At 58.4% G+C, this 12,743-nt stretch carries 13 protein-coding genes; 3 read left to right on the top strand and 10 right to left on the bottom strand.

Translation table 11 applies throughout. The features are described from left to right. The first annotated feature begins 170 nt into the window (after positions 1–170). Positions 171–1,835, top strand: a complete 1,665-nt coding sequence (locus tag QMX84_RS16235) for an electron transfer flavoprotein-ubiquinone oxidoreductase (RefSeq protein ID WP_048387835.1) — start codon at positions 171–173, stop codon at positions 1,833–1,835. An 81-nt stretch (positions 1,836–1,916) separates the two neighbouring features. Here the strand turns inward: QMX84_RS16235 and QMX84_RS16230 are convergent, their stop codons facing one another. Further along, positions 1,917–2,810 carry an AraC family transcriptional regulator gene (locus QMX84_RS16230; RefSeq protein ID WP_123750201.1) on the bottom strand — a complete coding sequence of 298 codons (894 nt, stop codon included), beginning with the start codon at positions 2,808–2,810 and terminating at the stop codon, positions 1,917–1,919. A 179-nt stretch (positions 2,811–2,989) separates the two neighbouring features. Between QMX84_RS16230 and QMX84_RS16225 the strand changes: the two genes are divergently transcribed. After that, positions 2,990–4,054, top strand: a complete 1,065-nt coding sequence (locus tag QMX84_RS16225) for an NAD(P)-dependent alcohol dehydrogenase (RefSeq protein ID WP_048368785.1) — start codon at positions 2,990–2,992, stop codon at positions 4,052–4,054. A 90-nt stretch (positions 4,055–4,144) separates the two neighbouring features. Here the strand turns inward: QMX84_RS16225 and QMX84_RS16220 are convergent, their stop codons facing one another. The 9 genes from QMX84_RS16220 to QMX84_RS16180 form a co-directional block, all read right to left on the bottom strand. Next, positions 4,145–4,930, bottom strand: a complete 786-nt coding sequence (locus QMX84_RS16220) for an IclR family transcriptional regulator (RefSeq protein ID WP_262122835.1) — start codon at positions 4,928–4,930, stop codon at positions 4,145–4,147. 63 nt (positions 4,931–4,993) lie between these two features. Beyond that, positions 4,994–6,298, bottom strand: coding sequence for an MFS transporter (locus QMX84_RS16215; protein WP_262122837.1), 1,305 nt, complete (start codon positions 6,296–6,298; stop codon positions 4,994–4,996). Between the two features lie 64 nt (positions 6,299–6,362). Beyond that, positions 6,363–7,511, bottom strand: coding sequence for a galactonate dehydratase (gene dgoD, locus QMX84_RS16210; RefSeq protein ID WP_262122838.1), 1,149 nt, complete (start codon positions 7,509–7,511; stop codon positions 6,363–6,365). Positions 7,512–7,550: 39 nt separating this feature from the next. Continuing rightward, positions 7,551–8,180 carry a 2-dehydro-3-deoxy-6-phosphogalactonate aldolase gene (locus QMX84_RS16205; RefSeq protein ID WP_282364279.1) on the bottom strand — a complete coding sequence of 210 codons (630 nt, stop codon included), beginning with the start codon at positions 8,178–8,180 and terminating at the stop codon, positions 7,551–7,553. A 1-nt stretch (position 8,181) separates the two neighbouring features. Continuing rightward, positions 8,182–9,171 (bottom strand): 2-dehydro-3-deoxygalactonokinase, encoded by a 990-nt coding sequence (locus QMX84_RS16200; protein WP_282364278.1) that lies wholly within the window; start codon positions 9,169–9,171, stop codon positions 8,182–8,184. A gap of 212 nt (positions 9,172–9,383) precedes the next feature. Then, on the bottom strand, positions 9,384–9,950 hold the full coding sequence (locus tag QMX84_RS16195; protein WP_282364277.1) for a DUF1285 domain-containing protein: 567 nt from the start codon (positions 9,948–9,950) through the stop codon (positions 9,384–9,386). A 15-nt stretch (positions 9,951–9,965) separates the two neighbouring features. Beyond that, positions 9,966–10,571, bottom strand: a complete 606-nt coding sequence (locus QMX84_RS16190; RefSeq protein WP_153372210.1) for a DUF4823 domain-containing protein — start codon at positions 10,569–10,571, stop codon at positions 9,966–9,968. Between the two features lie 77 nt (positions 10,572–10,648). Further along, positions 10,649–11,617, bottom strand: coding sequence for a radical SAM protein (locus tag QMX84_RS16185; RefSeq protein ID WP_262122845.1), 969 nt, complete (start codon positions 11,615–11,617; stop codon positions 10,649–10,651). Between the two features lie 113 nt (positions 11,618–11,730). After that, entirely contained in the window at positions 11,731–12,372 is a 642-nt protein-coding gene (locus tag QMX84_RS16180; RefSeq protein WP_048368789.1) for a TetR/AcrR family transcriptional regulator, read from the bottom strand. Between the two features lie 163 nt (positions 12,373–12,535). On the opposite strand from QMX84_RS16180, the gene QMX84_RS16175 reads away from it, so the two are divergent. After that, a partial coding sequence (locus tag QMX84_RS16175) for a hypothetical protein (protein ID WP_282364276.1) occupies positions 12,536–12,743 on the top strand: 208 nt, incomplete at its 3' end.

Below are 12,743 nucleotides of genomic sequence, written 5' to 3'. Positions count from 1 at the left end.
TCAAACAAACGTTTGTATTGGACGCTGCTAGTGGTGTAGATATAATGCGCGCCCATAGAGAGAGCGGCGCCTCATCCATTGCGTCTTCGACTGCCAAGCGAGGGAATAATGGATGAAACGCCAAACCTCCAATTAGAAAACACCGTTGAGCCTTGAGTAGGAGATAGCCTGTGGAACGCGAATACATGGAATTCGACGTGGTCATCGTCGGCGCCGGCCCTGCCGGTTTGTCCGCCGCCTGCCGTCTTAAGCAGAAGGCCGCCGAAGCCGGTAAAGAAATCAGCGTCTGCGTGGTTGAAAAAGGCTCCGAAGTCGGTGCTCACATCCTGTCCGGTGCGGTATTTGAACCTCGCGCCCTGAACGAATTGTTCCCGGACTGGAAAGAACTCGGCGCACCGCTGAACACGCCGGTGACCCGTGATGACATTTATGTACTGCGCAGCGACAGCGCAGCGACAAAAGTACCTGACTTCTTTGTGCCTAAAACCATGCACAACGAAGGCAACTACATTATTTCCCTGGGCAACCTGTGCCGCTGGCTGGCGCAGCAGGCCGAGAACCTGGGCGTAGAAATCTACCCGGGCTTTGCTGCTCAAGAAGTGCTGTTCGACGAAAACAACGTGGTTCGCGGGATCATCACCGGCGACCTGGGCGTTGATCGCGAAGGCAAGCCTAAAGAAGGCCTGTACACCCCCGGCATGGAACTGCGCGGCAAGTACACCTTGTTCGCAGAAGGTTGCCGCGGCCATTTGGGCAAGCAACTGATCGAACGCTTCAAGCTCGACAGCGACGCCGACAGCCAGCACTACGGCATCGGCCTGAAAGAAATCTGGGAAATCGACCCTGCCAAGCACCAGCCTGGCCTGGTTGTGCACACCGCTGGCTGGCCGCTGGACATCACCAGCAACGAAAACACGGGCGGCTCGTTCCTCTATCACCTGGAAAACAACCAGGTCGTGGTCGGTCTGATCGTCGACCTGTCCTACAGCAACACCTTCCTGTCGCCGTTCGATGAGTTCCAGCGCCTCAAGCACCACCCGGTCCTCAAGCAGTACCTGGAAGGCGGCAAACGCATCAGCTACGGCGCACGCGCACTGGCTAAAGGTGGCCTGAACTCGCTGCCAAAAATGGTCTTCAACGGTGGCGCACTGATCGGATGCGATCTGGGCACCATGAACGTGGCCAAGATCAAAGGCAGCCACACCGCCATGAAGTCCGGCATGCTCGCTGCCGACGCCGTGGCTGACTCGCTGTTTGCAGGCTCTGAAGGCGGTGATGCACTTAACACTTACGTTGAGTCTTTCAAAGCCAGCTGGTTGTTCGAAGAACTGTTCGCCAGCCGCAACTTCGGCCCTGCGATGCACAAGTTCGGCCCGCTCATGGGCGCAGGCTTCAACTGGGTCGATCAGAACTTCTTCGGCGGCAAGCTGCCGTTCACCCTGCACGACACCAAGCCAGACTATGCTTGCCTGAAGCTGGCCAAAGACTGCAAGAAGATCGACTACCCGAAACCGGACGGCAAACTCAGCTTCGACAAACTCAGCTCGGTCTTCCTCTCCAGCACCAACCACGAAGAAGAACAGCCGTGCCACCTCAAGCTGCGTGATGCGAGCATTCCGATCAACGTCAACCTGCCGCTCTACGACGAGCCTGCCCAGCGTTACTGCCCGGCCGGCGTGTATGAAGTGATAACCCAGGAAAGCGGCGAGAAGCGTTTCCAGATCAACGCGCAAAACTGCGTGCACTGCAAAACCTGTGACATCAAAGACCCGTCACAGAACATCACCTGGGTAACCCCGGAAGGTGCTGGCGGCCCGACTTACCCGAACATGTAAGTCCGTAGGAGCGAGCTTGTCTCGCGATCTTTTGAACGTTTAAAAGATCGCGAGGCAAGCTCGCTCCTACAGCCCAAGCTGTCAACACACCGAGCTTTCACACCCCGGGCTGCGCTCAAAATAGCGTTTGTACTCGCGACTGAACTGCGAAGTACTCTGGTAACCCACCCTCTCGGCCACTTGCGCCACACCCAAACCTTCATTGCTTAACAGCAGCTGCTGCGCCCGCAGCAAGCGCAGACGCTTGAGGTACTGCACCGGCGACAGCAATGTGCTGCGCTTGAAGTGCTCATGAAAGGTCGACGCGCTCATGTTTGCGCAACGGGCCAAGGTCTCAACATTCAACGGCTCGGCAAAATGCTCATGCAAATGGGTCAGCGAGGCCGCCACCCTCGCAAACTGCCCCTGCTGCTCAACCAACGCCCGCAACACACTGGCTTGCGGACCGCGCAAGGCGGCGAACAAGACTTCGCGCAAGCGCGCCCGGCCCATGATCCGGCACTCCAGCGGGTCATGCAGGCAGCGCAACAAACGCTCAACCGACTGACGCATCTCATCATCCAGCACCGCCGAGGTCATGGACTCCGGGGTCTGGGCAATGCTGCGCTCAGGGTCCAGGCCCATGGCCAGCACCAACTCTCCGAGCACCGCACGGTCAATGCTGATCGCGACGCCCAGCAGCGGCATCTCTTCAGAGGCAAAGGTTTCGCACTCAAACGGCACCGACAAGGCCTGCACCAGGTAATGTCCGGCGCCGTACTCCATGGTCCGGGTGCCCAGATAGGCCACCTTGCTGCCCTGGGCGATGACCATCAGGCTCGGCTCATAGATCTGCGGCATCCGCGCCACGGTGTTGCAGGCCGACACCACGCGCACCTCAGGCATCAGGGTCGGAACAAAGCCCAGGCGGTTGGCCAGCGGTTTGATAAGGGACACCAGCGTGGCGTTCTCATCGCGGTGACGCGTTAAAAGCATGGAAATAATTCACAGCAGTAATGGATCGCCGCATCTTCGCAGAATTGATCAATAAAGCGACAGTTGCTCCGCGAGTTCGGACGAATAGGCATGACACGCGGAGGAATCGTCATAGTCCTGCAAGGTCTGCGGGCGCACACTTGCGCCCTGTTCACAGCTATCGCTATTCGAGGTTTCCCATGTCTAACGTCACTTACAACGCCATCGGCTATGCCGCTCAAACCTCTTCAGCGCCACTTGCTCCGATGCAGTTCAACCGCCGCGCACCGCGCCCGGACGACGTAGCCATCGAAGTCCTGTACTGCGGCGTCTGCCACTCAGACATCCACCAAGCGCGCAACGAGTGGGGCTTTGCGGTGTACCCGGTGATGCCGGGCCACGAGATCGTCGGCAAAGTCACCGCTATCGGCGACAAAGTCACCAAGCACAAAGTCGGCGACCTCGTTGGCGTGGGCTGCATGGTTGACTCGTGCCGCGAATGCTCGGCCTGTAAAGAAGACCTTGAGCAATACTGCCTGGAAGGCGCGACCATGACCTACTGCACGCCAGACCGGGTCGACGGCACCAACACCATGGGCGGTTACTCAGACAGCATCGTGGTGAGCGAGCACTTTGTCGTGCGCATCCCTGAAAACCTGGACCCGGCCAGCGCTGCCCCGCTGCTGTGCGCCGGTATCACCACCTACTCTCCGCTGCAGCACTACGGCGTAGAAGCGGGCGATAAGGTTGGCGTTCTGGGCATGGGCGGCCTGGGCCACATGGGCATCAAGTTTGCCAAGGCCATGGGCGCAGAAGTGACCCTGTTCACCCGCTCGGCGGCCAAGGCGGAAGAAGCCTACAAACAAGGTGCCGACCACGTGATCGTGTCCACCGACCCGGAGCAAATGAAAGCCGCTGCCGACCGCTTCGACTTCCTGCTGGACACCATCCCGGTCCCTCACGACCTCAACCCCTACCTCGAAACCCTGCGTTTTGACGGCGTGCACATCCTCGTGGGCCTGATCGAACCGGTCGACCCGGCACTGGATGCGTTCAACCTGGTGTTCAAGCGTCGCGTACTGGCCGGCTCGTTGATCGGCGGCATTGCTGAAACCCAGGAAATGCTCGACTTCAGCGCAGCCAACGGCATCACCTGCGACATCGAAATGCTCGACATCAAAAACATCAACGAAGCGTTCGAGCGCGTGGTGAAAGGCGACGTCAAATATCGCTTTGTGATCGACATGAAAACCCTGAAGGCTTAACCACCGCCCCCTTGTAGGAGCGAGCTCGTCTCGCGATCTTTTGATCCTTTAAAAGATCGCGAGGCAAGCTCGCTCCTACAGGCGATCGAGTTACCCGCCCAACTCTGCCGATATCTGTTGCGCAGCATGGGTAATGACCGGGATCAGCCCGGTCATTTTCTCCAGGGGCATATAAGGCACCGTGCTGGCGATGCTAATAGCCGCGACGATTTTGCGGCTGGCATCACGGATGGGCGCTGCCACACAACGAATCGACGGTTCGTTGTCTTCCAGGTCAAACGCATACCCCCCCGCCACGTAGCTGCGCATCCGTTGCTCAAACTCTTCCCACGTGACTTCTTGATGATCCGGCCATAACGGGTTTTTGCCGCCCACCGGATGGCTTTTTTCGTACAAGCGGCGCCATTCCCCCAGCGGTGCATCCAGCAACATGGCCTTGCCAATTCCGGTGCGCGCCAACGGCATACGGTGGCCAACGCGCGAGCGCATTTCCGGCCCATTGCGTCCCGGATTTTTATGCAAGTACAGCACTTCGTCGCCTTCACGCACAGCCAGGTGAATGGTGTCACCCGTCAAACTCGAGAGTTCGTCGAGGTACGGCCCCGCCAGCGTCACCAGCGGCAGTTCTTCACGCGCCTGAAACCCCAGTTCGATCAGTTTTGGCCCCAGCAAATAACCCACCTGCGGCAATACCCGCAAATAACGCTCGTCGACCAGGCAACTGGCCAGTCGATGCGTGGTGCTGCGTGTGGTGCCGATGGCGCGTGCGATGTCTTTAAGGTCACGCGCGCCATTGGCCACAGCGTGAACCACCGCCAGCCCACGCAACAGGGTTTGGGTGCCAGTGGGGGCGGTTTTCGAAGAGTCGTCCTGCATAGCCAGCCTTTGCATAGAAGGGGGAGAACCGGGCGGCATTATGGTCGCCCGGCTGGCCGACGGCTACAGCTCGATGCGCTCAACCTTGCCCACCAGCAAGATGTAGGACAGCGCCCCGAGCAATGCCAGCACCGAAATGTAGGTGATGGCCGGAGCAAACGAATCGCCACTGGCCAAAAAGCCAATCACGATGGGCGTGGCAATGGCGGACAGGTTACCGATGAAGTTGAACACTCCGCCCGTCAGGCCTAACAGTCGCGCCGGGGCAAGGGTAGACACCAGTGACCAGGTGATCGAGGCCAGGCCGTTGCCGAAAAACGCCAAGGCCAGAAACGCAATCACCAGTGGCGTCGACTCGACAAAGTTGGCGCCAATGATCGAGGTCGAAATCAACAACCCGCCAATAATCGGCAGCTTGCGCGCAAAGCCCACCGAGTAACCGCGACGTATCAACCAGTCGGAGAAAAACCCCGAGCACAGCACGCCCACAAACGCCGCCAAAAAAGGCAGCGAGGCCAATAGACCCGACTTGATGAAATCCATACCACGGTATTTGACCAAGTAGGTCGGGAACCAGGTCAGGAAGAACCACAGCGTCGAGTTCAGGCAAAACTGCCCCAAGTAGATGCCCCATAACTTGCGTTTGCTAAGCACGATGCCCAGGTCCAGCCAACTGAACGGCGCTTTGCGCTGGGCGGTTTGGCTTTGAATATCCACCAGCCCGCCCCCTGCAGCAATCAATTCGATTTCTGCCGGGTTGGCGCCTTTGAAGTCACGTGGCTCGCGATACACCGCGTACCAGATCCCGGCCCAGATAATGCCCACCGCACCAGTGCAGATAAACACCATGTGCCAGCCCCAATGATGCTGCAACCACGCCAGCACCGGGGTCAGAAACGCCAGCCCGACAAATTGTCCGGAGGTGTAAAAACCAATGGCGGTGGCGCGCTCGCGCTCAGGGAACCATGTGGTAACCACCCGACTGTTGATCGGATACGCCGGTGCTTCCAGCGCACCGACCGCCATGCGCAGTACAAACAAGGCAATAAAACTGGCTGCAAACCCGAGCATCACCGTGGCCAGCGACCACAGCAGCAACGCCACGCTATAGAGAATGCGCGGCGGCACCCGGTCCACCAGCCAGCCGCCAGGAATTTGCATGGCGGCGTAGGTCCAGCCGAAGGCAGAGAAGATCAGCCCGACGTGGATAGGATCGATGCCCAAGTCGCTGGTCAGCGCGGGCGCGGCAATCGACAGGTTGCTGCGATCCAGGTAGTTGATCACTACAGTGATAAACAGCAACACCATGATGAAAAAACGCTTGCGACTCGGCGCCACCAAGGACGCTGACGCGACAGTGCTAGTCATGTGACATGCCTCTTTTTTATGGTTATTGAGGTCGAAGCTGAATCCGTCGCCGCGCTAAGCGGTCTCACCATTCAGCAAAGCTGCCGTCGGCGTGACGCCAGATCGGGTTGCGCCAGCGGTGGCCGACTATCGCGCGCTCACGCACGTATTCTTCGTTGATCTCGATGCCCAAACCCGGCCCGTTGGGGATTTTCACGTAGCCTTTGTCGTAGTCGAATACAGCCGGATCCTTGATGTAATCCAGCAAGTCGTTGCTTTCGTTGTAGTGAATGCCCAGGCTTTGCTCCTGGATAAAGGCGTTGTAGCAAACCGCGTCCAGTTGCAGGCACGCAGCCAACGCAATCGGCCCCAACGGGCAGTGCAAGGCCAGCGCCACGTCATAGGCTTCGGCCATGTTGGCGATTTTGCGGGTTTCGGTAATGCCGCCTGCGTGGGATGCATCCGGCTGGATGATGTCGACGTAGCCTTCGCTGAGCACACGCTTGAAATCCCAACGCGAAAACAACCGCTCACCCAGGGCAATCGGGGTGCTGGTCAAGGGCGCCAGTTCTTTGAGCGCTTCGTAGTTTTCGCTGAGCACCGGCTCTTCAATGAACATCAGCTTGTAGGGGTCAAGCTCCTTCATCAACACCTTGGCCATCGGCTTGTGTACCCGGCCATGAAAATCCACGCCGATACCCACGTTCGGCCCTACTGCATCGCGTACGGCCGCCACGTTGGCCAGCGCCAGGTCGACTTTTTCAAAGCTGTCGACAAATTGCAGCTCTTCGGTGCCATTCATTTTGACCGCAGTAAAACCACGGCTGACGGCCTCTTTGGCTGCTTTGGCGGTGTCGGCTGGGCGATCGCCACCAATCCAGGAGTACACGCGGATCTTGTCGCGTACCTGACCACCCAGCAAATCACTGACCGACACGCCCAGCGCCTTGCCTTTGATGTCCCACAATGCCTGATCAATACCGGCCAGCGCGCTCATGTGTACTGCGCCGCCCCGGTAAAAGCCGCCACGGTAGAGCACGGTCCAGATGTCTTCGATGTTGCGCGGGTCTTTGCCGATCAAATAATCCGACAATTCATCCACGGCTGCAGCCACGGTGTGGGCACGGCCTTCGACCACCGGTTCACCCCAACCGGTCACGCCGTCATCGGTTTCAATCTTCAGGAACAACCAGCGCGGCGGGACAAGATAGGTCGTGAGTTTGGTAATTTTCATTGTTTTATCTCTCTTGTTCGTTGGAGGCGCGAGCGCCAATCAGTCAGCCTGACGCCGCGTGGTCCAGGCGTGCACATAAGCCTTGGCGCGAACTGACACGTCTTCAGGGCTCATGCCGGGCTTGAACAGCCCCGAACCCAAACCAAAGCCGGACACCCCGGCATCCAGAAATACCTGCATGTTGTCCGGGGTAATCCCACCCACCGGGATTAATAACGTTCCAGCCGGGAGCACGGCCAGCCAGGCCTTGACCACGGCCGGGCCCATTTGCTCTGCCGGGAACATTTTCAGCACGTGCGCCCCTTCGGCCAGCGCGGCAAATGCTTCGGTGGGCGTGGCGACGCCCGGCGACAGGTACAAACCGGCCGCTTTGGCTGCCCGCAGCACGTTTGCATCGCTGTGGGGCATCACAATCACCTGCCCGCCTGCCGCTTTGACCTGCTGCACTTGCTCAGTGGTTAACACGGTGCCCGCACCGACCAGGCAGTCGGCGGGTAATGAGTCGCGCAAAAGGCGGATGCTGTCGTAAGGCTGTGGGGAATTGAGCGGTACTTCGAGGGTTCGAAAGCCCGCGTCGTACAACACCTTGCCAATGGCCTGCGCCTCTTGAGGACGCACCCCCCGAAGAATCGCGATCAGACCGTTCTTTGCCAGTGCTTGCTTGAGCATCTCAGCCCTCCGTTTGCGTGTAGTGGATTAACCCGGCAGCTTTGGCCAGGTGCCATAAACCCTGTTCGGTGGCTTGTTCTGCCAGGCTCACGTCAGCGAAGCCGCACGTGTTCAGTGCTCGCTGGTAGCGATGACAGAGCTGGGCATTGCCAATCAGAATGATCGCGGGCAGAGGCTTGTCGCCCCGACGCTGGCGAACTGCGCGGCTCAAGGCAGACACTTCGTGGCCAATCAGCAGGCCAGAGACGTAATCGGGTTGCTGCGTTGGCGTCAGTTGCCCGGTGAGCCCGAGCGTGCGGGCGCTGAACAAGGTCGACAGCGGGCCGAGCTGACCGTCTGGCGACAGCGCCACCTGCAGACCGCGTCCGAAAGCAGCGCCATCAAATTGCCCGGAGTGCTGCTGGGTGCGACCCAGAATGGTGTGTTCACACGCGGCGGCATACAGCTCGCCGGTCATGAAGGTATCGAAATGCACGAGGCAGCCGTCCTGCACCTGCACCCATTTGGAATGGCTGCCGGGCAAGCCGATCAGGCAGTCGTTGAGGTTCGGCTGGCTGTGCATCACCCCCAGCACTTGAGTTTCTTCACCACGCATCACGTTGGGCAAGGTTGAGTGCTGAATGACCCCCGGCACGATATGCACATCCACCCCACGTACGCTGCGCACGGTTTGCAAGGCAGTACTCAGCGCCTTGAGGTTGGCCGGGGTCGTGCGATAAGGCGCTTCGCGCCAGCCTTGGGCGCTGCCGACCATGCCACAAGCTATCACCGGGATACCGGGGTTGGCGTCCAGCCAGTCACCGCATGCCGCGTCGAATGCCAGTTCAAAACCGTCAACGCAAGGCTGGCCAGCAATGTGCCGGGTAGTGGTCGGTAATTGCATGATCCCGCACGCCAGCGAGCGCATGTTCTGCACCTGCCCTGCGGGACCGAGTAAATACGAACGAAGGGACGTTGTCCCCCAATCGAGCGCGATCAATTGCGCCTGCATCGCTTCACCTATTTTGTTTTTAGCAGTGAATGCTGTGAATCAGTGCGAGCGACTATAAACCTGAGCCGGCTTAAATCTCAATATATAAATATCACTCCCACATAGTGGGATTTTTGAGCAGGCATAACTTTTGTTGGGCCGAGCTCGTCTCGCGATCTTTTGCTCGTTAAAAGATCGCGAGGCGAGCTCGCTCCTACACGGATGCGGGGGTTTTAGTCCGGCTCTGGGCCGATGACGAAGAATTCGCCGCTGCTCCACACACCTAGCCAGTTCTGGCCATCGAGGGTGCGTGACACGGCCAATTCGACCAGTTGGTAGAACACGTTGCGATGAATCAACGCTTCCAGGTTACGCCGCACCAGCAGGTAAGGCGCGGGCTCTTGTGTCTTGGGGTCGATCTCGATGCGCAACGGGTGTTCTTTGTCTGCCGTGATCAGTTCATCCACGTTGGTGGTAAAGCGCAGCACTTGCTGCTCGCCCTGCCCTTCTACTGCCAGAGTGACCGCCACAAACGGCGCATCATCGACGGTGATGCCCACCTTTTCCACGGGTGTGATTAAAAAGTAGTCATCGCCATCACGGCGAATAATGGTCGAGAACAGTTTGACCATTGGCTTGCGCCCAATTGGCGTGCCCATGTAGTACCAAGTGCCATCACGGGCGATGCGCATGTCGATATCGCCGCAAAAAGCCGTGTCCCACAGATGAACCGGAGGCAGCCCCTTGTCGGCCTTGGGGATTTGCGCCAACAGGTTACTGACGTCTACCGGCTCACTCATGCTGCTCTCCTCGACTTATTGATCGCTCAAGCCTATCAAGCTGCGCGCGTACTTAGCCAGCGGTGGGCCTATCAGGTCTTCGGGCTTGTTGTCGTGGAACGTCAGCAAGCCGCCACGGCTGCGGATGGTCGCGGTGTCGATCAGGTACTGAGTGCTGGTTTCAATCAACATGACCTGGATCACGCCACTGTCGACACCCAGGCGGCTGATTTCTTCCTGATCGAGCCATTCGTCGCTGTTGCCAATACGGTCGTCCGCCCGGGCGAAACGGGTGTAGAGCAGGTAGTGCGCACCAAAGCCGCGGGCTTCGGCCATGGCGGCGTCCAGCCCTTGCGGTGCTTTGGCCCGGCGTACCATGGGGAAGTATTCAACAAAGCCGTTAAAGGCTTCTTCGGCCACCACGTTGGGCCGCACGTACGGGTCGCCCACAGGCGCAAACGCCCCTTGGGCGATATAGATAAAGGAGTCTGGCTGAATGCGCAGCGAGTTGCTGCGGCGCGTATTGCTGTGATCGAGCAACCCGGCGTCGCTCATCTGATAACGCACGCCCTCGCCCATGTCACTGACCGTCATACAGCCGCTCAGTGCCAAAACAGCCAGCCCCCCAACCAGACTACGCATTCTATTCTCCCGATGGCCGGCGACAGAAAACCGGCGAATAGTCGCGTAATGCAGTTTGCGCGCCAGTTTGAGTGCCTTCAGCCGCCGATGATCTTCATCACCGTGGCGCCACCTGAAAACGCAATGTCCTGCTTGTCGCCCAACGCTTTCATCAGCAGCCCTTGCAGCGCTGGCAAGGCTTCGTGGCGCGGCTTGTTGAGCAGGTCACCGACATAATGACGATTGCTCGACGACAAACAGCCATGCAGCCAACCCGTCGACGACAGGCGCAAACGCGAGCAGGTCCGACAGAACGGCACGCTTTCGTTGGCGATGACGCCAAAATAGCCGTGATCCGGGATGTGATAGCGCACTGCCGTGGCATCCATGGGCGCGTCGGCTTGCAGGTATTCGTAACGTTCGCCGATCAACGCGAGCAATTGTTGCAGGCTGACGAACTGCTGCAAAAAACCGTTGCCATCACTGGCCAAGTGGCCCATGCGCATGAGTTCGATAAAACGCAGCTCGTATCCTTGCTCAAGGCAGTAGTCCAGCAAGGGCATGACTTGATCAAGGTTTTGCCCGCGCAGCGGCACCATATTGACCTTGATGTTCATACCGGCGGCACGGGCTTGCCGCATCCCGTCGAGCACCGTCGGCAAATCGCCGCCACGGGCAATTCGGCGGAACGCCGCAGGGTCGAGGGTATCCAGGGAAACGTTGAGCCGACGAATGCCCGCGTCGAGCAGTAGCGGCAACTTACGCGCCAGCAATTGGCCGTTTGTCGTCAGGCTGATATCACTCAAGCCCAACTGGCCAACTTCACGCATAAAGGTTTCAAGCTTGGGACTGACCAGCGGCTCGCCGCCGGTGATACGCAAGCGTTCAATCCCGGCCGCTTCTATCAGGTAAGCGACACCACGCACCATGGCTTCGGCCGACAGCTCGTCCTGCGCCGCGACCAGCCGCTTGCCGTTCGGCACACAGTAAGTGCAGGCGTAGTTACAGGCAGAGGTCAGACTGATACGCAAATTGCGAAAGCGTCTGCCTTGGCGGTCAACAATCATGGAGGGCTCCGGCGCGAGGAATAAGGGCCACAGCAGAACAGGACTTACGCGTCATGTTCTGCTACGACCCAAGCCCGAGTATAAACCTCACGGCATTCGGCCACGTCAGGAAATTACTCGACCGCAGGCGTGTCCGTGTCACGTTTGCGCTTGTTGCCCATGCGCACGCCGATGTCCATCAAGAACTGGAAAAAGCCTTCCTGATCTTCCAGCACATTGCTCCAGAACGGCGAGTGATACAGCGCCACGGCGCCGTGCACCAACGCCCAGGCCGCGCAATAGTGGAAGTAAGGCGGGACGTCTTCGAGCTTGCCTTCGCTGATCCGGCCTTTGATCAACAGGGTCAGGTGTTCAAAGTTGGACGCGCGAATTTTGTGCAGCTCTTCAACCAGCTCAGGCACCTGGTTGCCTTTGACGACCTTTTCTTCCAGGCGATCAAACAGCCGATAGCGCTGAGGATCGCGCATGCGAAATTCAAAGTAGGCACGGGACAGCGCCTCTTTGTCTTTGTCCACATCTGCGGAGTGCAGCAACGTGTTCAAGTCACGCTCGTAGTCGAGCATCAGCCGCAGATAGATCTCGGCCTTGGACTTGAAGTGCTTGTAGATCGTGCCTTTGCCAATACCCACGGCATCAGCAATCATCTCGACGGTGACGCTGTCTTCACCTTGTTCGAGGAACAGCTTGAGCGCGGTATCGAGAATTTCTTGCTCGCGGCGACGAAACTCACGGACCTTACGGGGTTCTTTGTGCATAAGAAAAGGTCTGTAGGGGTCAAAATAGAAGCGGAGTATTATGCATTAGTCACGCTAAATTGCACGGACCATCCTACCGCTGGATGTTTACAGCTGAACACAGAGCCACAGAAGCGTACTCAAACGAATTGCGAGTATTCCAAATCTGTTTAAAAAACGACCAATGCGTCACTGGACGTTCGACAAAGCTGACCAATACTTACCTTGTCGGCGTTACATCCCCCCAAATGCCACGCCGACATTTGAGGCAGCACTGGATGTGCACCTCTGTTTTACTCCTAATGGTCTTAACCCGGATTCCCCAGAGTCCGGGTTTTTTTTGCCTTTATTTGTAGGAGCGGGGGATGGCGGCCCCCCCATTTTTATTAAAA

The organism is Pseudomonas sp. PS01297 (assembly GCF_029959305.1).
Classification (GTDB): domain Bacteria; phylum Pseudomonadota; class Gammaproteobacteria; order Pseudomonadales; family Pseudomonadaceae; genus Aquipseudomonas; species Aquipseudomonas helleri.
Note: the sequence above shows the minus strand (reverse complement) of the source record. Positions and strands in the feature narration are given on the sequence as shown.